Below are 21672 nucleotides of genomic sequence, written 5' to 3'. Positions count from 1 at the left end.
GCGCCGGTTCGGGCGCGGCGCTCAGTCGCGCGGGCTCAGGAGATAGTCGTTGAAGCGCCGGGTGGTCGCCTCGTCGAAGGCGACGGATGCCCCGTCGAGCGTTGTCACGCCCGCAGCGAGCCGCACGCTCGAGACGAGCCAGATCGCGTCGGCGAGCGCGAGCTCGGCCACCGGGATGTCACGGTACTCGGTGCGCTCCCCCGCCTGTTCGAGGTGCTCGAACAGGCTCTGCTGGGTCGTCCCGTGGAGGATCGCCCCGCTCGGCGCGGGGGTCGAGTAGACGCCGTCGCGGCGGAGGATGACGCTCGAGGTCGGCCCCTCCATGACGAAACCGTCGGAGGAGACGAAGATCGTGTCGTCGGCTCCACGACGCTTCGCCTCGCGGAGCGCCGCCATGTTCGGCGCGTAACTCAGCGTCTTCGCCCCGAGGAGGAGCCACGGGGCCTTCGCCGCCGCATCGTGCGCGAGACCGCGATCGAGCGTCACGACCCGGATGCCCTGCTCGCGCGGCACCGTGAAGTCGGCCGCGGGCGAGGCATGCAGCCACGCCGTCGGCGCAGGCCCGTGCTCGACGCCGCGACTCAGCACGAGCTTCAGCGCGAAGGTGCCCGTCGCGGGCAGCGCGGCCGTGGCCCGCCGGATGGCCGCGTGCCACTGCTCGAGATTCGGCTCGGGCAGTTCGCAGATCGCCGCCGAGTTGCGCAGGCGCACGAGATGGGCCTGCGCCTCCTGGGCGTGACCGTCGACGACCGCGAGGGTCTCGAAGATGCCGTCGCCGCGCTGCGTCGACAGTTCGCCGACGCGCAGCGCCGGCTCCGAGGCATCCACCTCGTGGAAGGTCGCATCGACACCGTCTGCGGACGCGTCGGCGGGCAGCGGGGCGATGAGGAGTGTCACGGTCGGGGTCATGCACCAATGCTATGCAGGATGCCCCGCGCCGATGCGCTACCGTACGGGCATGCAGACGCTCGGCACCGGAGAGATGAGCCGCGCCTCCGGCCTGTCGCTCAAGGCGCTGCGGCTCTACGCGGCGAGCGGCCTGCTCGTGCCCGCCGAGGTCGACGCGCGCACCGGGTACCGTCGCTACGGCGAGGCCGAGCTCGCCCGCGCCCGATCGATCCAAGCGCTGCGCCGGGTCGGGCTGCCGCTTCGCCGGGTGCGCGAACTCATCGATGCCCCGCCCGAACGGCTGCGCGCCGAGCTCGCCGTCTGGTGGTCGGCGGAGCGGAGCGCGTTCGCCCGACGCAGTCAGGTCGTCGACGTCGTCACCGAGGTCTCGGTGCAGCCCGAGCTGCATGGTTCCGCCGCGTCATCCGCCCTCGACGCACGGGTGCGCGTGGTGCATCGCGCGGCGCAGAAGACGGCGTCGATCACGCGCGTCGTCGAACAGTCCGAGCTCGTGCCGACGACGATCGCCGATGTCATCGCGCTCCGCCACCACCTCGCCCGGCCCGACGCCGGCCCGCTCGCGGCGCATCAGCTGATCTTCCACGAGCCCGTGGGCATGGCGCTTCCTGGCCGCATCGAGACCGCGGTGCCGTACGCGGGGTCGTGCGATCCCGCGGGCGAGATCGTGCTGCGCGCGGTGCCTGCGGGCGCCTTCGTCGCGATCGATGTCACCGCCGAAGAGCTCGTGTACCCCGCGCTGCTGCGGTTCTACGATGTGATCGCCCGCGCCGCCGAGCGGCACGGCGGCGCACTCGGCGCCCCTCGCGAGCTCTACGAGCAGCCCTGGTCGACCGCGCCGGGCGACGTCGTTGCCACGATCGCGACCCCCATCGCGGTGGTGTCCGGAGCCGCACTTGACTCTGCCCCCGGGGCAGACCGGAGGCTCGAGTCATGACCGATCGACTCGCCGCATCCGCATCCGCATCCGCATCCGCATCCGCATCCGCATCCGCATCCGCATCCGCATCCGCCGAAGCCTCCGTCGCGGCCACCCGTGCTGACCGCTACCGCAGTCACTCCGCCGTCACCGATCCCGGCGGCCACGCCGAACTCCTGCGCGACGTCGGCACCGGGTTCGAGGCCCTGCACCGCACCGTCGAGCGGCTCGTGGACCACTACCGGGCGACACCCGGAGGGGTGAGCAGCGAACAGCTCCACGACATCGATCGGCGGTGGGTCGCCTCGCAGCTCGACGCGCTCGCGAAGCGGCAGCCCGGGCCGCTCGACGCCCAGCGGGCACCCGAGCATCGCCTCGGCGGCTGCTGCCGTGATCATTCGGTGCTCGCCGTGGCGATCCTCCGCGAGCACGGTGTTCCCGCGCGCACCCGGCTCGGCTTCGCCGGCTACTTCACGCCCGGCTATCGCAACGACCACGTCGTGGCCGAGCGGTGGGACGCCACGGTCCATCGCTGGCTGCGCTTCGACCCCGAACTCGACCGTGCCGCGTACGCGTTCGCCGTCGACGACCTCCCGCGCGGCGACGAGGCCGTGTTCCGCACCGCCGCCGAGGCCTGGCTGGCGTACCGCGCGGGCCGCACCGAACTCGACGACCACGGCGTCGGACCGGACACCCCGCTTTCGGGCCCCTCGTTCGTGCATCGCTATGTGATCGCCGACCTGGCGCATCGACAGCGCTGCGAGGTGCTGCTGTGGGACGGTTGGGGCGCGATGGCCCTGCCGGGCGCCGAACTCTCGGCCGAGCAGGTCGAGCTCACCGATGCCGTCGCCCAGCTCACCGTCGCGGCCGACGCCGGCGACGAGGCGGCCGAGACCCGGCTCGACGAGCTCTGGGCGGCCGACTCCCGGGTGCGCCCCGAACGGTTCGTCGAGACCTGGTCTCCCACCGGCCGCGTCGGTCGGACCGACCTCGAGGGCCGCACCACCGAGTGGGCCGCTGCTGCAGATTGACGGGCGCCACCCGGCCGAGGAGACGACGAGGCCGGCCGCAGGAACGCCTCTCGGCGCGAGGCCGCTCGGAGCGGCGAATTTTGGAGCCCGGGGTTACTGCGGCCGGCCTCAGTCAGTCTAAACGACGTCGCGGGCCCGTTCATTCCCGGCGCCGGCGACGCCGGCGACGCCGCCGCTCGCGGCGCTGAGCACCGGCGCCGCGCCCCGCTCAGTCGAGGCTGTCACGCCGCCACAGCCGGGCGCAGGCGCCGAGTTCGTCGGCGAGCTCCGCGAGTCGCAGTGCGCGCCGAGTGAGTGCGCCCGAGCGCTCGGGGTGGGCGGCGTCCGTGGCATCCGCGTCGTCGGCGAGACTCGTGAACCCCGCCGCGCTCACCCGCGCGAATGCCGCCGCGCGCTCGAGCGCGACGGCGAAATCACCGGTGAAGACACCGTGAAGCACCCGGTCGGCGAGCTCGCGCACCTCGTCGGGCCCGGTGGGCGACGCCGCACCCGCCACGACCTGGTCGATCGTGTGCGAGCCCTCGGATCCGCGCCGGTACGCGAGGCTCAGCGCTTCGGCATCCTGGCCGATGAGTGTGCGCAGGAGGTAGATGCGCCAGAGCGCCCCCGGGAGGCTCTTCGCGGAGGACCCCGACCAGAGTTCGGCGATCGCGTCGATGCCGTGCAGATCGGTGTACGCGATCAGCCGCCCGACGATCTCCGGGTCGGGGTTCGCGCGCACCCGGGCGAGGAGCGCCGCCGCCGTGTCGTGCGCCGCCCGGTTCAGGCGGGCCGGGTCATCACCGCCGATGAAGCCGTCGAACAGCGCGGGGGGAAACCGGGTGGGGCGATGGAAGTCGGCGGCCATTCGGAACAGGATACCCGGACGCCCTGCACGTGCCCCCGAAACGAGTGGTCCCCGCACTGGGGGCGCCCGCATTGGGGGCGCATGGGCCGCGGCATCGGGATAGCCTGCGGGACAAGCGCCCAAGCATCTTGGCGACCTCGGAGGAGGGCGGCGAGCTGACCGTTGTGCCGCTCGAAGGCCCTGTGCGCAGCCGTCGAGGCTCCGCATCGGCCCGACCCGGGGTGGCGAGCGGCCGGACGCCGGTGAGAGCCGGCGGCCGGCCGCATCGTCGTGCCTGCCCGTCTCACTCCCCCTCGGCGGCCCGCCGCATGAATGCCGTCCGCCAGTTCTCGCCTGAGCGCTCGTAGGTGATCTTCGCGTGGCAGTTGCGGCAGCGCACGTCGCATTTCGCGATCTCGCTCATGACCTTGCGCACCGAATAGCCGTTCTGCGCCAGACGCATCACCTCGGCGGACTTCTCGCAGCCCACCCGATGGTCGAAATCGAGCACACGAAGATCGGGCTCGCCGCAGTCGAGGCATGGGTGGGCGCTGAGGTAGTCGCCGACTGCGTCGAGTGCGAGACGCCTCTGCTGTGCCTTTCTCGCCATGATCACCCGCACATGAGCCTCACGGTTCTTGGCGTAGTACTCGCGCGCCTTCTGACGATTGCACTCCTTGCAGAGCGTCGTAAGGCCGTCTCGGGATGAGCGAAGCCGGTTGAACTCTTCGAGTGGCCTAGACTGCTTGCAGCGATAACAGCGCTTCTGCGTCACGTTCACGCCCCCGTAGCTCAGAGGCAGAGCAGCTGACTTTTAATCAGCGGGTCGGGATGTCGGAATTCCCCGGGGGCACCACCACGGTCGGGCTCCATTGTGCGGATGCTCATCATCGAAAACCTCCTTCATTCGAAGGTATATTCGACCACTGACACTCGAACTCGATTGCTCCCACCCGCTCAGCGCACCACCAGCCCGTGCTCGTATGCCCAGATGACCACGTGCACGCGGTCGGGCAGCCCGAGCTTCGCGAGGATCGCCTTGACGTGCGTCTTCACGGTGTTTCCGGTGAGATAGAGGCGTTCGGCGATCTCGTCGTTCGAGGCGCCGACGACCAGTTCGGCCAGCACGTCGCGCTCGCGGGCGGTGAGCGCGGCGAGCAGCGTCTCGGCGTCGGCGGCGGTCGGCGCCCTCGCCACGAAGTCGATGAGACTCGCCGTCGCCCGCGGCGCGAGGGTCGCGTCGCCCGCGTGGACGGCGCGGATCGCCGCCGCCAGTTCCTCGGCCGAGGCGTCCTTCGTCAGGAACCCGCTGGCACCTGCCCGGATGGCGGCGAACACGACCTCGTCGAGGTCGAAGGTGGTGAGCACGAGCACGCGGGTGCCGGGATGCTCCGCCCGCACTCGACGCGTCGCCTCGATGCCGTCCATCCGCGGCATCCGCACGTCCATCACGACCACGTCGGCGCGGTGCGCGCGCAGGCGTTCGAGGAGTTCTGCCCCATCGGCGGCCTGCGCGACGAGCTCGAGGTCGGGCGGGTCCTCGAGCATGATCCCGAGCGCCTGACGCATGAGCTCCTGGTCGTCGGCGAGCGCGACGCGGATTCGGGCACCGTCCGTCATCTGGATGCCTCGTCGTGGGCGTCGCTGCCGAGTGGGAGTCGCGCAACGACACGCCAACCCTGGGCATCCTTCCGGGGGCCGGCCTCGAAGCCGCCGCCGAGCTGCCCGACGCGGTCGCGCATGCCGTGCAGGCCCCGCCCGTCGGCGGAGCCCCGCAGTGCGGCGACGTCGCGTCCGTCATCGTCGATCGTCACGGTGAGCACGTCCCCCCACTCGATCCGCACCCGCGAATGCGTCGGCGGCGAAACATGCCTGATCGTGTTCGTCAGGGACTCCTGCACGACCCGGTACGCGGCGAGCCCGACCCCGGGTCGCACCTCGGCGGGCACGCCGAGGACCTCCAGTTCGGCGGTGCGCCCCGGCGCCTGCGAGCGCTCGACCAACGCCGGGAGGGCGTCGAGACCGGGGCTCGGTTCACGCGGCGCCGAGTCGCCGCGCGGTGCCGCGGCGAGCGCCCCGAGCAGCCCGCGCATGTCGCCCATCGCCGCACGCCCGGTCGTGACGACATGTTCGATCGTCCCACGGGCCCGTTCGTCGTCGCGCCCCAGGAGCAGCCGCGACGCCTCCGCCTGCGCGACCATCACGGCGAGCGAGTGCGCGATGACGTCGTGGAGTTCTCGGGCGATCCTGCGCCGCTCCTCGGCGACCGCGCGCAGCTCGCCCTGCATGCGCAGTTCGGCGGCCTGCTCGAGCGCGAGTTCCTGCGCCGCGCGCTTGCGGAGCGTCTCCCTGCGGTAGCGGCCCAGCGCCCAGGCGACTCCGATCCCGCCCCCGAGCGCGCCGGCGAGCGCCAGCACCGCCCCCGGGCTCGCAACCATCCCCACGTCGCTCGGGCGATTCGAGAGGAGCACGACCCCGGTGATGACTCCGACGCCGGCGAGTCCGAGGGCGAGCCCGGTGATTCCGGCGACGCGGTCATCGCTCGCTGCGGCGGCGTAGACGAACGCGAGGTAGACGACGGAACTGGCCTGCAGCACGGCGAGCCCCGGCATGCCGGGCAGACTCAGCACGGCGAGCGCCAGCATGAGCGTGGATGCCACGGCGATCGCCGCCCGCGGCCACCGCGGCCGCACTGCGACGAACAGGTGCAGCAGCACGAAGAGCACGAGCACGACGCTCGCCCAGGCGGTGCCCGCGGGTCCGGCCTCCCGCAGCACCTCGGCAGCGGTGATCGGCAGCAGCGCTGCCGCACCGACTGCGGCCCAGGCCCAGTCGGCGGGGCCCGGCGCCCGGCGCGCGGTCGTGGCATCCAGCATCTGCCCCACGCTACCGGCGGGTCGCCGGGTCGCATCTCACCCGATCGGGTGAGGCGCGCGACCCGCTCGGGACGGCACGCTGGCGACGACTCCCGCCGATGGTCGGCGGGCACGCCGGGAACATGCCTCGACGAGGTGCCCGGCTGATGCAGAGGAGTGAACCATGACCTCCACCAGACCCGCCACCGGCTCGGTCGCCGTCGCCCCTCCGGACGCCGTCGCCCGGCTGCTGCACCTATTCGCACTGCTCGCGCTCGTGACCTCCGCCGCGATCACGGCGTTCGGTCTCGCCTGGTGGCTCCTGCCCGGCTGGAATCCGTATGCGACGTCGAGCTCGCGCAGCCTCGCGAGCGCACTGCTCGACCCGGCACAGTTCGCCGCGGCCGTGGTCGCGACCGGCGCCGTCGGGCTCGTCGTCGCCGCCGCCGCCGCGTCGCGCGGCGCACTCGACCGACGAGCGCCGCTCATCGCGGGCGCCGCGGCCGTGCTCACCGCCGCCGTCATCGTCGTCCTCGGCGACGCCGGCACCGTGACCTTCGCGGGCTACCTGTTCGGGTTCTCCGCCGTCGTCGCAGGAATGCTCACGACCGCCGTCCTCGTCGTGCGGGCGCCCAGGCTCGGCGTGCCGCTGCTCGCGCTGCTCGCCGCCCTCATCGCGGTCGCTGTGTGGTGGGCCGGGCTGACCTGGGCGGGTGTCACGACTTTCCTCGAGAATCTCGGCTCCGGGCTCATCGACAACGCGCTGCTCATTCTCATCTCGGCCGTCTCGGTCGCGGCAGTGCTCGCGTGGACCGCCGTGGCGGTCGTCGCAGGCCGCACGACCCGCGAGATGCGCGGCTTCGAGGCGCGGCTCGTGCGCCACCGCCGTGCCATCACCGTGCTCGCAGCACTCGGGCCGCTGCCGTACGCGTTCATGCGGGCGAGTTGGCTCACGCCGTGGCCCCTGTTCGCCCCGGCCGTCGGCGAGATGTCGCCGGCCGTGCTGGCGACCGGGCTCATGCTGGGCTCGGGCGCGGTCGCCGCGTGCGTGCTCACGCTCGGACTCATCCTGCCGTGGGGCCGCGTGTTCCCGCGTTGGATGCCTCGGATCGGCGGCCGACGCGTTCCGGCTCCGCTCGCGGTCGTTCCCGGCCTCATGGCCGCGACGATCATCACGATCTCCGCTGTGCCGCTCGTGCTGATGTCGCTCGACGCCGACTCGCTCCTCGACGCGGTCGTCTTCAACCTCGTGCTGCCGCTCTGGTTCTGGGGGCCGATGCTGGCCCTCGCCGTCTGGGCCTACGCGGCGTGGCGGCGCGGTGAGCACGAAGCGGTCGATACGGGCGGCGCGCTCGACTGAGCAGTGCGCGGATGTCGCGTGGTCGGTGCCGTGCGGCGCCGCCCACGCGGCCCCTCCCATTGGTTCCCCTGCACGCACCTTCGCGTGCCGGTTCCCACGCTATCCGCGAGTACTCCTCAGCACCAGAGTCGACGGGCCCCAGTTCGGGGAGCCTCGCGGCAGGGCCATCCACTCGATGAATGCCCGCTAGCCTGCCATCGCGCGGAGCCCGGCCATGAGCGCCACCCGCTCGGCGGAGGTGCGCCCGAGGGGCGTGACCGCGAGCGTCGTCACGCCCGACTCGGCGAAGGCAGCGACCCGCTCGGCGACGTGCCCGGCCGGCCCGATGAGCGAGATCGCCTGCACGAGCTCGTCGGGCACGGCCGCGACCGCCTCCTGCTTGCGGCCGTCGAGGTAGAGGTCTTGAATGCGCGCCGCCTCGGCCTCGAACCCGTAGCTCGAGATGAGGTCGTTGTAGAAGTTCTTGCCCCGGGCGCCCATGCCGCCGACGTAGAGCGCGAGGTGCGGCTTGGCCGCGGCGAGCGCCATGGCCTCGAGCGCGGGGTCGTCGGTGATCGCGAGCGCGGGGCTCGCGAACACGTCGAGCGGCGCGAGCGCGGCGTCGCGCTTCGCGGTGCCCGCGGCGAGCGCGGCACCCCACACCTCGCCCGCTCGCTCGGGGTGGTAGAACATCGGCAGCCAGCCGTCGGCGATCGCCGCGGTCTGCTCGACCGACTTCGGTCCGAGCGACGCGACCGTGATCGGGATGCGCTCGCGCACCGGGTGGTTGATGAGCTTCAGCGGCTTGCCGAGCCCGGTGCCCTCGCCCGCGGGCAGCGGGATGGTGTAGTTGCGGCCCTCGTGCACGACGGGCTCGCGCCGCCAGGTCATGCGGCAGATGTCGATGATCTCGCGGGTGCGGCCGAGCGGCGCGTCGTACCTCACGCCGTGGAACCCCTCGATGACCTGCGGCCCCGAGGCGCCGATGCCGAGCTCGAACCGCCCGCCCGACACGTGGTCGAGGCCGGCGGCCGTCATCGCGGTGAGCGTGGGGGTGCGGGTGTACAGCTGCAGGATGCCGCTCATGAGCGTGAGCCGCTCGGTGCGCGCGGCGAGGAACCCGAGCTGGCTGACCGCGTCGAACGAGTACGCCTCGGGCACCGCGATGAGATCGATGCCGGATGCCTCGAGCTCGGCGACCTCGTCGGCCGCTTCGCGGAAGCCGCCCGCGTAGTTCAGGAACATGCCGACGCGCATCCGTCACTCCTCGTCGTGTGGGGTTCGTGTTCGCCCGGCGAACTGGCGCACGGGCATGTCAGAGGGTAACCGACGGCCCGCGCATCGCCGCGCCGATTGTGGGGTTCCGACGACCCTCAGCTTGCTCCGAGACGGATGCCGCAGGCTGGACTCCAAACGACCGGCATCGAACCCCGACCGTGAGGAGGACCCGTGAGCTGGAGCCTCGTGCTCGACATCCTGCTCGTGCTCGTCTTCATCGGAGCCGGCGTGAACGGCTGGCGCGCCGGGCTGCTGCGCACCGCGGCCGGGCTCATCGGGCTCGTCGCGGGCGGCATCGCCGCCTGGTTCGTGATGCCCTGGCTCGCCGGGCTCATGCCGCTGCCCGAACTGCGCGCACCCGTCGCGATCGCCACCGCGATCGTGCTGCTCTCGCTCGGGGCGTGGCTCGGCGCGATCACCGGACGGGCGCTCCGCCGCGGCGCCCACCGGGTGAAGCTCGGGGTGCTCGACCGGGTGCTGGGGCTCCTCGGCAACCTGCTCGTGACCGCGTTCGTCGTCGCGCTCGTCGCATCGGGGGTCTCGGCGATGGGCGTGCCGGTGCTCTCGCCCGCCGTCGCCGGATCGGCCGTCGTGCGCGCGCTCGACCAGGTCACGCCGCCGCCCGCGAGGTCTGCGCTCGCCGAACTGCGCGCCGCCGCGCTCGGCGAGGGGCTGCCCTGGCTCGTCGATGTGCTCGACACGCCCCTGCCGACCGACCCGCCGCCGCAGGGCGGCGTCGACTCCCCCGCGATCGTCGAGGCGTCGCGATCGGTCGTTCGCATCACGGGCACGGCGTTCCAGTGCGGCAGCAACGTCTCGGGCTCGGGGTTCGTCGTCTCGGACGACCGCATCGTGACGAACGCGCACGTCGTGGCGGGCGTCGACGAGCCGATCGTCGAGGCGCCGGGCCTGGCGGCCGTCGCCGGCCGGGTCGTCGCGTTCGACCCCGAGCACGACCTCGCCGTCATCGCGGTCGACGGACTCGACGCCCCGGCGCTGGTCATCGACGAACCCGCGGTCGGCGACGAGGTCGCCGTCGCGGGCTACCCGTTCGGCGGACCGCTCGAGCTCCGCCCTGCCCGTGTCGCGGCGAGCGGGCCGCTCACGATCTCGACCGACGGCGCGTCGTCGACACGCGACGTCATGACCCTGTCCGCCGAGGTCGATCCCGGCAACTCCGGCGGCCCGGTGCTCGATGCCGACGGCGAGGTCGCGGGCGTCGTGTTCGCGAGATCGGAGACCGTCGCGACCGTGGGCTTCGCGGTTCCCGTTTCGACGCTCGCGCCGCTCGCGGCGGAGGCATCCGCCCTCGACGACGCCGTCGATTCGGGGGCGTGCGCCGCGTGAGCTCAGTCGGCTGAGAAGCCCTCGAAGCGGATGCCCCAGCTGAGCTGCCACTCCTCGCCCGGGCCGAGCCAGCGCAGCCCGCGGCCCGAGTTGAACGCCTCGGCCGGCGCCGTCATCGGCTCGATCGCGATCGCCACGTCGCCGTCTTCGCCGGGGAACGCGCGCGAGGTGTACACCTGCACGTAGCCGAACTCGTCGTCGGCCCACACCGACACGCTCCGCCCGTCGGGCGCCGTCAGCGTGTGCAGCACCTGGCCGTCGTCGCTCGCGAGCTCGCCGAACGCGTCGTCGAGCTGGATGTCGCCGACCCGGCGCCCCTCGCGGAAGTCCCACTCGGTGCCGTCGACCGGCACCTCGCCGGTGGGCAGCAGGCGCTCGTCGACCTCGATGTGGCTCGCTGCGTCGAGGCGCAGCACGAGGTCTTCGGTGCGGACGCCGCCGATCTTGAGGTACGGGTGGGTGCCGATCGCGACGGGCGCCGCGTCGGCGCCGAGGTTCTCGACGAAGTGCGTGACGCGCAGGCCGTCGGCGACGAGCTCGTAGTGCACGGCGGTGCCGAGCAGGAACGGATAGCCGAGCTGCGGGTAGATGCGCGCTGCGAGCGTCACCGAGTCGCGCTCGCGATCGACCGCGGTGTACTCCGCGTAGCGCAGCAACCCGTGGATCGCATTGCCGCGGGCGGGTTCGGTGATCGCGAGCTGATGGTCGACGCCGTCGTGGCTCCACCGGCCGTCGCGGATGCGGTTGGGCCAGGGCGCGAGCACGATGCCGGCGCCCATCGGCGGCGACTGGTCTTCGCCGTACGCGGGAACGAGGTCGATGCCGTTGATGCTGAGGCTGCGGAGCCCGGCGGCCACGGCCGTGACGGTGGCCCGGATCTCGCCGCTCGACGTCGTCGTCTCGAGCTCGAACTGCTCGCCCGTGGGAAGGGTCATGGACCAACTCTATGGTCTGCGTCGGACGCATGTGCGGTGACGACCGCGAGTCCCGCCTCCTCGAGCTCGGCGACGACCGCGTGCGGGGCCGAGGCATCCGTGACGAGCTCGTCGAACGCGTCGACCGGGCCGACACGGCCGAGGTGCACCTCGCCGATCTTCGACCCGTCGGCGACGACGACGGCGCGCGCCGCCCGCTGCAGCATGAGCGCCTTCACCTGCGCCTCGGGCAGGTTCGCGTTCGTGACGCCGTGCACCGGATCGACCCCGTTGCAGCCGATGACGGCGAGATCGACGTGCACGTCGCGCAACATCGAACCGGCGAGCGGGTCGACGAGGGAGTGCTGGCGGGGCCGCAGCGTGCCGCCGGTGACGACGACCTGGAACCGGGGGATCTCGCTCTCGAGCTCGAGGGCGATCGAGAGGCCGTTCGTGAACACGACCACGTCGTCGAGCTCGGTGCGCTGTGTGAGGGCGCGGGCGACCTGCAGCGTCGTCGTGCCCACGTCGAGGATGAGGCTCTGCCCGCTGCGCACGAGCCCGGCCACGTGCGCGCCGATGCGGCGCTTCGGTTCGACGGATGCCTCGAGCGCCTCCTCGAAGCTCGGCTCGCGTTCGGGCCGTGCGGCGCCCGGCGCTCCGGCGGGCACCGCGCCGCCGTGCACCCGGCGGATCAGTCCCCGGCGCTCGAGCGCGTCGAGATCGGCACGGGCGGTGACGGTCGTCACGCCGAACGCGCGGCTCAGTTCGGCGACGCGCACGAACCCGCGTTCGGCGACGAGCGCGCGCGCGAGTTCGCGGCGGCGCGGTGCATCGACCTGAACGTCGAGCCGGGGTTGGTCGCTCATACGGGAATCATGCGGCCTCGAGCCGCACTTTGCAATACGAAAGGAGTTTGTTTGCGAAACGAAAGTCGCGTAGGGTGTGCGGCGTGACCGAGATCTCTCCCGCCGACAGACACCCCGTCGACCCGCGCATCGCCGTGCGACGCACACGTCTCGCCGACGGTCGCGAGCTGCTGTACTTCGACGACGCAGACACCGACCTGCCCGCCGAGCGCGCCATCGACGAGCGCGAACTCGGCGCGCGCCCGGCAACGGCCGAGATGCGGCAGGACATGCTCACGGGCGAGTGGATCTCGATCGCCGCCGCCCGCCAGAACCGGGTCGTGCTGCCGCCCGCCGAGCTCGACCCGCTCGCGCCGCAGGCGCCCGGCAACCCGTCCGAGATTCCGAGCCGGTACGACGTCGCGGTGTTCGAGAACCGGTCGCCGTCGTTCGGGCCCGCCCTTGCCGAAGCAGGTGTCGCCGATCCGCTCGCCGAACTGCGCCGCGTGGGCATCGAACGGCGTCTGCCGTCGCTCGGCCGGTGCGAGGTCGTCTGCTTCAGCCCCGAGCACGAGGGCTCGTTCGGCACCCAGACGGTCTCGCGCGCCCGAACCGTGATCGAGGCGTGGGCGCACCGCACCGCCGAGCTCTCGACGCTGCCCGGCGTCCAGCAGGTGTTCCCGTTCGAGAACCGCGGGCGTGAGATCGGCGTGACGCTCGGGCATCCGCACGGTCAGATCTACGCGTACCCGTACGTGACCCCCCGCACCGAGCGACTGCTCGCCTCGATCGACGACTACGGGCCCGGGCTCTTCGCCGACCTGCTCGACCGCGAGCGCGGCGGGCCCCGCGTCGTGCTCGCGGGCGAGCACTGGACCGCGTTCGTGCCGTTCGCAGCGCGCTGGCCCATCGAGGTGCATCTGCTCCCCCACCGCCATGTGCCCGACCTCGCGGAGACGACCCTCGCCGAGCGCGACGAGCTCGCGGTGCTGTACCGCCGCCTCCTCCGCGGCGTCGACCGGCTCTACGACACGCCGACGCCGTACATCGCGGCCTGGCACCAGGCCCCGGCGCACGAGCGGCGCGACGAGGTGCGGCTCATGCTGCAGCTCACGAGCCCGCGACGCGGCGCCGACAAGTTGAAGTACCTCGCCGGCTCGGAGGCCGCGATGGGAGCATGGGTCGGGGATGTCCCGCCCGAAGCACAGGCCGAGGCGCTGCGCGCCGCGATCGAGGGAGCCGCAGAATGACCGTCGCCGACGCCGCCCACGGATTCGCCGAGTGGTTCGGCAGGCGCCCGGCGGGGGTCTGGTCGGCGCCCGGACGCGTGAACCTCATCGGCGAGCACACCGACTACAACGACGGCTTCGTGTTCCCGTTCGCGATCGATCGTCGCACGTCGGTCGCGCTCGGCGACCGCGACGACCGGGTCGTGCGCGTTGCGACGAGCCACGAGCCCGAGGCCGTCGAAATCCACCTCGACGCACTCGCGCCCGACGCCGTGTCGGGGTGGGCCGCCTACCCCCTCGGAGTCGCGTGGGCGCTGCGGGAGTCGGGCGCCGACCTCGACCTCGCCCGCGGGGTCGACCTCTACATCGCGTCCGACGTGCCGATCGGCGCAGGTCTGTCGAGCTCGGCGGCGATCGAGTGCGCCGTGGCGCTCGCGCTCGACGAGCACTGGGGACTCGGCTTCGACCGGCCGGCGCTCGCGAAGGTCGGACGCCTCGCGGAGAACCGCGTGGTCGGCGCCCCGACGGGCATCATGGACCAGACGGCGTCGCTGCTCGGTGCGGTCGATTCGGCGGTGTTCCTCGACTGCCGCAGCCTCGACGCCGACGTGATCCCGCTCGGCTTCGATGCCGAGGGCCTGTCACTCGTCGTCGTCGACACCCGCGTGACGCACGCCCACGCCTCGGGCGGGTACGCCGCGCGCCGGGCGTCGTGCGAAGCGGGCGCCCGCGGGCTCGGCGTCGAGTCGCTCCGCGACGTACGTGTCGACGACCTCGCCCGCGCGGCGGAGGTGCTCGACGACGAGACCTTCCGCCGGGTGCGCCACGTCGTCACCGAGAACCAGCGGGTGCTCGACACGGTGCGCACGCTCCGTGAGCGCGGTGCGGGGGCGATCGGCGCGCTGTTGGATGCCTCGCACGTGTCGATGCGCGACGACTTCGAGATCTCGGTGCCCGAGCTCGACCTCGCCGTCTCGACGGCGCAGTCGTCGGGCGCGATCGGCGCCCGCATGACGGGTGGCGGGTTCGGCGGATCGGCGATCGCACTCGTCCCCGACGCCCTGGTGCCCGACGTGACCCGCGCGGTGGCCGCGGCCTTCGCCGATCACGGCTACCGCGAGCCGGTCGTCTTCACTGTTCGCGCATCGGAGGGCGCCCGCCGCGACGCGTAGGCCTCGCTCAAGCGCCGCAATCGCAACGACAGTCGCCCGTGCAATCGCCCGACTCCCAGCAGGCGGAGAGACAGACGCAATCCCCCAGTGTCATCAGGTCTCGCTCCGCAAGCCGCTTGGCGTGTTCGAGTCGCTCGACCAGCCGGCGACGAGCCTCCGCTTGCATCGAACTCCGAGTCGGGTGGTCGTCTCCGGCGGTGAGTCCGAGTCTCGAACGCCGCTCGTCTCGCGCAGCCCTGTGGTGGTACCAGCCGGTCGGCTCGGCGCGGTCGTAGCGGACATCCGCCAGCTTCGACCGCGGCACATCCTCCGGCGACCTCACGTCGAGGTGAGCCGGCATGCGTCGACCCGCATTGTCGCGGATCGCGTCCTGCGGCACCGGGACGACCTCCTCGCCATCCGCGTCGAACACCGAGACGCGCATCCCGGCGAGCGCGATCAATCGCTGGAACGCGGCGAGTCCGATGTCGACCTGTGATGCCTCGATGCGCGCGACCGTGCTGTGCCCGACCCCGATCATCGCCGCCAGTTCGCGTTGGCTCACATCCAACTCCCGACGCACACGCAGCACGATCCCGGCCGTCTCGAGCGTCGCACCGACCACGCCATCCATTCGAGCCTCCTCGGTCACCGCGGAATGATGCGCCGAGTCTGCACCAATCCGCCGACACCGAGTCCGGCGCACCGTGCCGCGACCCGACTGCACCCTCCGAGTACTACGTCATTGCCCCGCCTCGCGGGGCAGTGACGTAGTACTCGGAGGCGGGCCGACGAAGGCGGAATCACAGCGAGACCCGGGAGCGGGGATCGCCGGATCCGTTGTCGATCAGGACCGTTCGCGGACAGCGGCGGGCTCGACGATGGGGAGGGCGGCGGGCTCGACTGCGTGGGGCGTGCCGCGGGTGATGCGCACGAGATCGTCGAAGGTGGTGGAGAACACGGTCTTGGCGTGACCGGCGGCGGCCCAGACGACGGGGAATGCGGCGAGGTCGGTGTCGACGATCGTGCGTACCGGCGCGGGGTGGCCGAGCGGTGCGACGCCGCCGATCACCTGTCCCGTCGCCTGCTTCACCGTCTCCTTCGAGGCGCGATGGATGACGCCGCCGAGTGCCGATCCCAACCACTCGGTGTCGACGCGATGAGCGCCCGAAGTGAGCACGAGGATCGGCTCGTCGTCGAGCGTGAACACGAGCGAGTTCGCGATCTGGCCGACCTCGACGCCGAGTGCGTCGGCGGCGAGCCGGGCCGTCGTCACGGCGTCGTCGAACCAGACGATCTCGGGCTCGAGACCCTGCGCGGCGAGCGCCGCCGCGACGCGGTCGACGGCGGCGTGGGAGGTCGGCGATGCGCTCATCTTCCGATCCTATGGCGGTGGTCGCGAGCCCGGCGGGCGGCGTCGTCGACGCGACATCCCGATGGCGTAGAGTTCGCCCGTGCCACAGCCCTCGCTCGCCCGCCGACTCGGCCTGCGCGATGCCGTCGTGATCGGTCTCGCGGCCATGATCGGTGCCGGCGTCTTCGCCGCATTCGCACCCGCCGCCGCTGCAGCGGGCGAAGGACTGCTCATCGGCCTCGCGATCGCCGCGATCGTCGCATTCGCGAACGCGAGCTCGACCGCGCAGCTCGCCGCACGATACCCCGAGTCGGGCGGTGCCTATCGGTACGGGCGCGAGCGGCTCGGAGCATGGCCGGGGTTCCTCGCCGGCTGGGGGTTCGTCGTGGGCAAGACGGCGAGCTGCGCCGCGATGGCGATGACGTTCGCGGCGTATCTCGTGCCGGAAGCATGGCAGCGGCCGGTCGCCGCCGTCGCCGTCATCGTGCTCGCCGCCGTCAATCTCCGCGGCATCACCCGCACGGCTCGTGCCGCGAGCGTCATCGTCGCGGCCGTGCTCGCCGTGCTGCTGCTCGTCATCGCGGCCGGTGCCGGCCCGCTCCTCCAGGGCGGCATCCCCCTCGACGGGCTGCTCGATGCCGGCTGGCCCGGCATCCTGCAGTCTGCCGGCCTGCTCTTCTTCGCCTTCGCCGGATACGCGCGCATCGCGACCCTCGGCGAGGAGGTGCGCGACCCCGCACGAACGATCCCCCGCGCCATCCCCATCGCCCTCGGCATCGCGGTCGCCCTCTACGCCCTCGTCGGCTCGGTGCTGCTCGCCACGCTCGGCGCCGATGCCCTGGCGTCGTCGACGGCACCCCTCGTCGACCTCGTCGACGAGGTCGGCTGGAACTGGGCCGCCCCGATCGTGCGCGTCGGCGCCGCCGCCGCCGCGCTCGGCGCACTTCTCGCCCTCATCGCGGGCATCGGCCGCACCGCCCTCGCCATGGCCCGCGACGACGAGCTCCCGCGGCCGCTCGCCTCGGTGCATCCCGAATACCGGGTGCCGCACGTCGCCGAGATCGTCGTCGCCGTCGCGATCGTCGCCCTCGTGCTCACGGTCGACCTGCGCGACGCGATCGGCTTCTCGTCGTTCGGCGTGCTCGGCTACTACCTCGTCGCCAACATCGCCGCCATCACGCAACCCGCGAACGAACGCCGGACGCCCCGCGCGCTGTCGGTGCTCGGCGCGATCGGCTGCATCGTGCTCGTCGTCACCCTGCCCCAGACCGCGATCGTCGCCGGCGTCGCCGTGTTCGTCGTCGGAATCGTCTGGCGCCTCGCGACGCGGGCGATCAGACGACGCCGCGGCGACCGCCGATAGGCTGTCGGCATGTCCGTCGATCCCAGCGCACGCCTCATCCCACTGGCCGGAATCGCCGCCCCCGTCGTCGCCGACAGCGCGTTCGTCGCAGCCGGCGCCGTGATCGTCGGCGACGTGCGACTCGAGGCCGAATCGAGCGTCTGGTACAACGCGGTGCTGCGTGCCGAGGCCGAGCCGATCGTGCTCGGCGAGGCGTCGAACCTGCAGGACACGGTCGTCTGCCACGTCGACGCCGGGTACCCGCTCACCGTCGGCCGTCGCGTCTCGGTCGGCCACGGCGCCGTGCTGCACGGGTGCACCGTCGAAGACGACAGCCTCGTCGGCATGAACGCCACCGTGCTCAACGGCGCCGTCATCGGCGCGGGCTCCCTCGTCGCCGCCGGCGCGGTGGTGCTCGAGGGCACGATCGTGCCGCCCGGCTCGCTCGTCGCCGGAGTTCCCGCGAAGGTACGCCGCGAACTCAGCGATGCCGAGCGCGAGGGCATCCGCCGCAATGCCGCTTCCTACCTCACCCACGTCGGCGAGCACACCGCCGGCACTCCGCTGGTTGAGTAGCGAGCGACGAAGGAGCACCACTCCGCTGGTTGAGTAGCGCGCGACGAAGGAGCACGCGTATCGAAACCATGGTGGGCAGGTCTCGAGACCGGCTCACCAGGTTTCGATACGCGTCGCCGCTCCGCGTCGGCGCTACTCAACCAGCGGAGGGCGTCGCCGCTCCGCGTCGGCGCTACTCGACCAGCGGCAGGGCGAACGCACGCCGAACCGCCCGCACCCGGCGCACCGCCCAGCGCGACGGCACCGCGACGACCATCGACAGCGCTCCGGCGACCGACCGGTCGTACGGGCCGAGCATCCGCTTGCGTTCGAACGCCCGTCGCACCGCCCCTCCGACGAGGTTGTACCGACGCGCCGGGGCCGGCAGCTGCCCGGCCGCACGCCGTTCGAGCAACGCGTCGAGCCGATCGGCCCAGTCGTCGAACGCCTCGCCGTGGAAGTAGTTGTCGTCGAGCCAGCCGTCCGCGGGAGTCCGTGCCATCCAGCCGACGACCGCCTCACCGCCGCCGAACAGGCCGCTGCCGTCGAACACCGTGTTGATCAGCTTGGGACCCACCCCGAACTCGTCGACGACGACCGCCGGCACCCCGGCGCCCACCGCCTCGAGCACCGCCGTCGAGCTCACCGTCACGAGCATCGAGGCGCGCTCGAGGTGCTTCGCCATCGGTCCGTCCTCGACGACGAGGTTCGGCGGGACACCGCCGAGGCGGGCGCGCACGTCGGGATCGGCGAGCAGCTCGGCGTAGTCGTGCACCTCCGCGTGGGTCTGCGCTTCGCCCCGCCTCGCCCTGACCTTCACGACGACGCGGCGGGTCGGACGCCGTCGTGCGGCATCCGCCAGCAGGCCGAGCATCCGCACCCGATCGTCGAAGCCGACCGGCACCTTCGCCTGTGCGGCGAACACGAGATCGCCGTCGTGCGGCGCCGGCGCCGAGGCATCCCCGCCGCCTGATGCCCCCGGCCCGCTGCCGGTGACGAACGGCAGCGTCGCGAGCCCGAACTCGACCGGCACGCCGAGCCCCGCGGCGAGCTGCTCGAACTCGCGCACCTCGCGGCGACTGTGGAGCACCACGAGGTCGACTTGTTCGCGGTAGACCACCGCCTTCGCGGCCGCCGGGATCGTCAGTCCCGGGAACCCGCTCAGCACGACCGGCCGCCCGGGCAGCGCCGCGACGATCGGCGCGACGACCCGCACGAACGGACCGCGCAGCGCGAGCAGCACCGCATCGGGGCGGCGGGCGGCGAGACGGCGCTCGAGCGACGGCAGGTCGAGCCGGCGCACGCCCTTCGCGGTGAAGCGCGATCCGTCGAGCGCAGCGCCGAGCTGCCGGTCGCTCGGCATCACGGGCGTCGTGACGACGACGAGTTCGGCATCCCATCCGGCCGGCAGTCGCGACGCGAACGCCGCGCCCCATTTGACGTACGAGTCCGAGTCGGCGACGACCACGAAGCGGCGACGGGCCCCGGTCGGGGCCGCTGCGGCAGGCGTCGCCGCGTTCACAGCGCCGGCACGCGCCGGAGCTTCGCGCGCGGCGCCTCCTCGCCCGGGAACACGCGCTTCACGCCGTCGCCCATGGCGTCGCCGATCACCCGGATGTCGCGGACGAGGTGCTCGAAGCCGGCGGGTTCGAGCGACGCCGCCTGGTCGGAGCCCCACATCGCCCGGTCGAGCGTGATGTGCCGTTCGACGGCGACGGCGCCGAGGGCGACCGCGGCGAGCGAGATCTGGAGGCCCCGCTCGTGCCCGGAGTACCCGACGGGAACCCCGGGGTAGCGGCTCCGCAGCGTGTCGATCGTGCGCAGGTTCGCCTCCTCGGGCGGCATCGGATAGCTCGAGGTCGCGTGCATGAGCACGAGCCGCTCGGTGCCGAGCACCTCGACCGCGCGGTCGATCTCGTCGAGCGTCGACATGCCGGTCGAGCAGATGACGGGCTTGCCGGTCGCGGCGATCGCCTCGAGCAGGGCGAGGTCGGTGATCGAGGCCGAGGCGACCTTGTGCGCGACGACGTCGAGGCGCTCGAGGAACGCGACCGAGGGCACGTCCCACGGCGAGGCGAACCAGTCGAGCCCCGAGCGCATCGCGTACGACGCGATCTCGAGGTACTCCGACTCGCCGAACTCGACCCGATACCGGTAGTCGAGGTAGCTCATCGTGCCCCACGGCGTCTCGCGCGAGACGTCTCGCATGTGCTCGGGGGTCGCGATCTCGGGCGTGCGCTTCTGGAACTTGACGGCCTGCGCGCCCGCCTCGACGGCGACGTCGATGAGGCGCTTGGCGATCTCGACGTCGCCGTTGTGGTTCAGGCCGATCTCGCCGATGACGTAGACGGGCTGGCCGGGGCCGATCATCGATCGGCCGATGCGGACGGTGTTCATGCGAGGGCTCCCTGCGGTGCTGACGTGGTGGTGGTCGGTCGGGGTGCGGCCGGGGCGCCGTCTCCAGGCGCGCCCTCGCGTGCCGCGAGCACGAGGTCCGCGAGCTCGCGCACCGCGCCCTCGCCGCCGCGGGCCTCGAGCACGAGGCGGGCGGCGTCGCGCACGGCGGGCACCGCGTCGGCGACGGCGAGCGGCCAGCCGACGAGCGACATGGCCGGCAGGTCGCCGAGGTCGTTGCCGAGGTACGCGATGCGTTCGAGCGGGATGCCTCGGGCCTCGGCCCATTCGGCAAGGGCCGGGGCCTTGTCGTGCATGCCCTGCAGCACGTCGACGCGCAGCTTGGCGGCGCGCGCCGTCACCACCCGGTTCGTCTCGGCGGAGAGCACGAGCACGGGGACGCCCGCCGCGCGCAGGCGCGCGACGCCCTGGCCGTCACTGCGACTCACCCGCACGAGTTCGCGACCCTCGGTGTCGATCCACGCGGTGTCGTCGGTGTGCACGCCGTCGAAGTCGGTGACGACGGCATCGACGTCGACGACCCGGGCCGGCCGGTCGATGAGTTCGACGAGCGCCCGCGCGACGACGAGGTCGGCGGCGGTGTCGATGTCGATGCCGATGCCGTGCAGCTGGGGCACGACCTGCGACGCGATCCGGCCGAAGAAACGGTGCCGTGCGGCGCGGAACCCCGCCGTCCGCATCGCGACGAACGCCCCGGTCTCGCGGAACTCGGGTTCGCGCTCCTGCCTGCGGCGGCGCACCGCGGCATCGTGGTTGGCGCCGAACACCGACCCGTCTCCGGCGGCGCGCCACACGAACGCGTGACTCTCGACCGCCGCGAAGACGCTGTCGGCCTCATGGCTCACGACCCGTGCGACGGCGGCGTCGAGGTCGGACGGGTCGATGAACGGCGACGTCGCCTGCACGAAGAGGGTGACGGCGGGAAGCGGGCCGTGGGCTTCCTCGAGCTCGTCGAGTGCGTGCAGCAGCGCCGACTCGCTCGACGCGGTGTCGCCCGCGAGCTCGGCCGGTCGATCGACGACGGTCGCCCCGGCGGCACGTGCGACCCGGGCGATCTCGTCGTCGTCGGTCGTGACGACGACCGCGCCGACACTGCGGGCGGCATGCGCGGCGGCGATCGCACGGCCGACGAGCGAGACCCCGCCGAGCCGCATCAGGTTCTTGCCCGGCAGGCCCTTCGACCCGCCGCGCGCCGGAATGATCGCGACGGCGACGGCGTGCTGATCGATCTTCGACTCGCCCATGCGGGCAGGCTACGGAGCGGAGGTGGCGCCGGGGTGGCGCGAGTGTGGCGGCGGGGTGAACGGACACCTCGTGACACAGCGTGCGGTGCGGGCACATCGGTGGCCGACTGCGCTTACGC

General features: G+C 72.6%; 21 protein-coding genes and 1 tRNA gene. 9 read left to right on the top strand and 13 right to left on the bottom strand.

Annotated elements, in window-relative coordinates; all coding sequences use genetic code 11:
* Positions 1-21: 21 nt before the first annotated feature.
* The gene (locus H516_RS0111520; protein ID WP_022889865.1) at positions 22-909 is read right to left on the bottom strand and encodes an aminodeoxychorismate lyase; all 888 of its coding nucleotides are present in this window, start codon (positions 907-909) and stop codon (positions 22-24) included.
* Positions 910-940: 31 nt separating this feature from the next.
* Between H516_RS0111520 and H516_RS22160 the strand changes: the two genes are divergently transcribed.
* Complete coding sequence (locus tag H516_RS22160; RefSeq protein ID WP_169513522.1) at positions 941-1843, top strand: MerR family transcriptional regulator; 903 nt, start codon at positions 941-943, stop codon at positions 1841-1843.
* Entirely contained in the window at positions 1840-2856 is a 1017-nt protein-coding gene (locus H516_RS19795; RefSeq protein ID WP_022889863.1) for a transglutaminase-like domain-containing protein, read from the top strand. The genes H516_RS22160 and H516_RS19795 overlap by 4 nt, the downstream gene beginning before the upstream one ends.
* Before the next feature lie 208 nt (positions 2857-3064).
* Here H516_RS19795 and H516_RS0111505 read toward each other — a convergent pair whose 3' ends face one another.
* Entirely contained in the window at positions 3065-3703 is a 639-nt protein-coding gene (locus H516_RS0111505; RefSeq protein ID WP_022889862.1) for a hypothetical protein, read from the bottom strand.
* Positions 3704-3986: 283 nt separating this feature from the next.
* Complete coding sequence (locus H516_RS0111500; RefSeq protein ID WP_157432242.1) at positions 3987-4463, bottom strand: hypothetical protein; 477 nt, start codon at positions 4461-4463, stop codon at positions 3987-3989.
* Here H516_RS0111500 and H516_RS0111495 point away from each other — a divergent pair.
* Positions 4464-4538: transfer RNA gene (locus tag H516_RS0111495), tRNA-Lys, on the top strand.
* 101 nt (positions 4539-4639) lie between these two features.
* Here H516_RS0111495 and H516_RS0111490 read toward each other — a convergent pair.
* Together H516_RS0111490 and H516_RS19790 are read right to left on the bottom strand one after the other, a co-directional pair.
* Positions 4640-5302, bottom strand: a complete 663-nt coding sequence (locus H516_RS0111490) for a response regulator transcription factor (protein ID WP_022889860.1) — start codon at positions 5300-5302, stop codon at positions 4640-4642.
* Entirely contained in the window at positions 5299-6558 is a 1260-nt protein-coding gene (locus H516_RS19790) for a sensor histidine kinase (protein WP_157432241.1), read from the bottom strand. Before H516_RS19790 ends, H516_RS0111490 begins: the two co-directional genes overlap by 4 nt.
* A gap of 163 nt (positions 6559-6721) precedes the next feature.
* Between H516_RS19790 and H516_RS0111480 the strand changes: the two genes are divergently transcribed.
* A complete protein-coding gene (locus H516_RS0111480) occupies positions 6722-7897 on the top strand; it encodes a hypothetical protein (protein ID WP_022889858.1) in 1176 nt (391 codons plus the stop codon).
* 186 nt (positions 7898-8083) lie between these two features.
* Here H516_RS0111480 and H516_RS0111475 read toward each other — a convergent pair whose 3' ends face one another.
* Entirely contained in the window at positions 8084-9133 is a 1050-nt protein-coding gene (locus H516_RS0111475; RefSeq protein ID WP_022889857.1) for an LLM class F420-dependent oxidoreductase, read from the bottom strand.
* Positions 9134-9325: 192 nt separating this feature from the next.
* Here H516_RS0111475 and H516_RS0111470 point away from each other — a divergent pair, with 192 nt between their 5' ends.
* Positions 9326-10501: a MarP family serine protease gene (locus H516_RS0111470; protein WP_022889856.1), complete on the top strand. Its 1176-nt coding sequence runs from the start codon at positions 9326-9328 to the stop codon at positions 10499-10501.
* Positions 10502-10503: 2 nt separating this feature from the next.
* Here H516_RS0111470 and H516_RS0111465 read toward each other — a convergent pair whose 3' ends face one another.
* Positions 10504-11436, bottom strand: a complete 933-nt coding sequence (locus H516_RS0111465) for an aldose 1-epimerase family protein (protein ID WP_022889855.1) — start codon at positions 11434-11436, stop codon at positions 10504-10506.
* Positions 11433-12284: a DeoR/GlpR family DNA-binding transcription regulator gene (locus H516_RS0111460; RefSeq protein WP_022889854.1), complete on the bottom strand. Its 852-nt coding sequence runs from the start codon at positions 12282-12284 to the stop codon at positions 11433-11435. The genes H516_RS0111465 and H516_RS0111460 overlap by 4 nt, the downstream gene beginning before the upstream one ends.
* Before the next feature lie 83 nt (positions 12285-12367).
* Between H516_RS0111460 and galT the strand changes: the two genes are divergently transcribed.
* Complete coding sequence (gene galT / locus H516_RS0111455; RefSeq protein WP_022889853.1) at positions 12368-13513, top strand: galactose-1-phosphate uridylyltransferase; 1146 nt, start codon at positions 12368-12370, stop codon at positions 13511-13513.
* Positions 13510-14664 carry a galactokinase gene (galK, locus tag H516_RS0111450; protein ID WP_022889852.1) on the top strand — a complete coding sequence of 385 codons (1155 nt, stop codon included), beginning with the start codon at positions 13510-13512 and terminating at the stop codon, positions 14662-14664. Before galT ends, galK begins: the two co-directional genes overlap by 4 nt.
* A gap of 7 nt (positions 14665-14671) precedes the next feature.
* Here the strand turns inward: galK and H516_RS0111445 are convergent, their stop codons facing one another.
* Together H516_RS0111445 and H516_RS19785 are read right to left on the bottom strand one after the other, a co-directional pair.
* Positions 14672-15277: a helix-turn-helix domain-containing protein gene (locus H516_RS0111445; protein WP_084620650.1), complete on the bottom strand. Its 606-nt coding sequence runs from the start codon at positions 15275-15277 to the stop codon at positions 14672-14674.
* Positions 15278-15490: 213 nt separating this feature from the next.
* A complete protein-coding gene (locus tag H516_RS19785; RefSeq protein WP_022889850.1) occupies positions 15491-16018 on the bottom strand; it encodes a YbaK/EbsC family protein in 528 nt (175 codons plus the stop codon).
* A 79-nt stretch (positions 16019-16097) separates the two neighbouring features.
* On the opposite strand from H516_RS19785, the gene H516_RS0111435 reads away from it, so the two are divergent.
* Complete coding sequence (locus H516_RS0111435; protein WP_022889849.1) at positions 16098-17360, top strand: APC family permease; 1263 nt, start codon at positions 16098-16100, stop codon at positions 17358-17360.
* A 9-nt stretch (positions 17361-17369) separates the two neighbouring features.
* A complete protein-coding gene (locus H516_RS0111430) occupies positions 17370-17915 on the top strand; it encodes a gamma carbonic anhydrase family protein (RefSeq protein WP_022889848.1) in 546 nt (181 codons plus the stop codon).
* Between the two features lie 172 nt (positions 17916-18087).
* Here the strand turns inward: H516_RS0111430 and H516_RS19780 are convergent, their stop codons facing one another.
* The 3 genes from H516_RS19780 to H516_RS19775 are packed head-to-tail and all read right to left on the bottom strand — an operon-like array spanning position 18088 to position 21553.
* Positions 18088-19416, bottom strand: a complete 1329-nt coding sequence (locus tag H516_RS19780; RefSeq protein WP_022889847.1) for a DUF6716 putative glycosyltransferase — start codon at positions 19414-19416, stop codon at positions 18088-18090.
* Positions 19413-20291, bottom strand: coding sequence for an N-acetylneuraminate synthase family protein (locus H516_RS0111420; protein ID WP_022889846.1), 879 nt, complete (start codon positions 20289-20291; stop codon positions 19413-19415). Before H516_RS0111420 ends, H516_RS19780 begins: the two co-directional genes overlap by 4 nt.
* On the bottom strand, positions 20288-21553 hold the full coding sequence (locus H516_RS19775; RefSeq protein ID WP_022889845.1) for an acylneuraminate cytidylyltransferase: 1266 nt from the start codon (positions 21551-21553) through the stop codon (positions 20288-20290). The genes H516_RS0111420 and H516_RS19775 overlap by 4 nt, the downstream gene beginning before the upstream one ends.
* Between the last annotated feature and the right edge of the window lie 119 nt (positions 21554-21672).

It is taken from the genome of Agromyces italicus DSM 16388 (assembly GCF_000421545.1).
In the GTDB taxonomy this organism is placed as follows: domain Bacteria; phylum Actinomycetota; class Actinomycetes; order Actinomycetales; family Microbacteriaceae; genus Agromyces; species Agromyces italicus.
Note: the sequence above shows the minus strand (reverse complement) of the source record. Positions and strands in the feature narration are given on the sequence as shown.

Excerpts from the sequence above, each read along its gene's own strand:
- H516_RS0111490 (WP_022889860.1), bottom strand. The coding sequence starts at position 5,302 with ATGACGGACGGTGCCCGAATCCGCGTCGCGCTCGCCGACGACCAGGAG.
- H516_RS19775 (WP_022889845.1), bottom strand. The coding sequence starts at position 21,553 with ATGGGCGAGTCGAAGATCGATCAGCACGCCGTCGCCGTCGCGATCATT.
- H516_RS0111430 (WP_022889848.1), top strand. The coding sequence starts at position 17,370 with ATGTCCGTCGATCCCAGCGCACGCCTCATCCCACTGGCCGGAATCGCC.
- H516_RS0111460 (WP_022889854.1), bottom strand. The coding sequence starts at position 12,284 with ATGAGCGACCAACCCCGGCTCGACGTTCAGGTCGATGCACCGCGCCGC.
- H516_RS0111480 (WP_022889858.1), top strand. The coding sequence starts at position 6,722 with ATGACCTCCACCAGACCCGCCACCGGCTCGGTCGCCGTCGCCCCTCCG.
- H516_RS0111520 (WP_022889865.1), bottom strand. The coding sequence starts at position 909 with ATGACCCCGACCGTGACACTCCTCATCGCCCCGCTGCCCGCCGACGCG.
- H516_RS19790 (WP_157432241.1), bottom strand. The coding sequence starts at position 6,558 with ATGCTGGATGCCACGACCGCGCGCCGGGCGCCGGGCCCCGCCGACTGG.
- H516_RS19785 (WP_022889850.1), bottom strand. The coding sequence starts at position 16,018 with ATGAGCGCATCGCCGACCTCCCACGCCGCCGTCGACCGCGTCGCGGCG.
- H516_RS0111505 (WP_022889862.1), bottom strand. The coding sequence starts at position 3,703 with ATGGCCGCCGACTTCCATCGCCCCACCCGGTTTCCCCCCGCGCTGTTC.
- H516_RS0111420 (WP_022889846.1), bottom strand. The coding sequence starts at position 20,291 with ATGAACACCGTCCGCATCGGCCGATCGATGATCGGCCCCGGCCAGCCC.
- H516_RS0111475 (WP_022889857.1), bottom strand. The coding sequence starts at position 9,133 with ATGCGCGTCGGCATGTTCCTGAACTACGCGGGCGGCTTCCGCGAAGCG.
- H516_RS19795 (WP_022889863.1), top strand. The coding sequence starts at position 1,840 with ATGACCGATCGACTCGCCGCATCCGCATCCGCATCCGCATCCGCATCC.
- H516_RS0111465 (WP_022889855.1), bottom strand. The coding sequence starts at position 11,436 with ATGACCCTTCCCACGGGCGAGCAGTTCGAGCTCGAGACGACGACGTCG.
- galK (WP_022889852.1), top strand. The coding sequence starts at position 13,510 with ATGACCGTCGCCGACGCCGCCCACGGATTCGCCGAGTGGTTCGGCAGG.
- H516_RS22160 (WP_169513522.1), top strand. The coding sequence starts at position 941 with ATGCGCTACCGTACGGGCATGCAGACGCTCGGCACCGGAGAGATGAGC.
- H516_RS0111445 (WP_084620650.1), bottom strand. The coding sequence starts at position 15,277 with ATGGATGGCGTGGTCGGTGCGACGCTCGAGACGGCCGGGATCGTGCTG.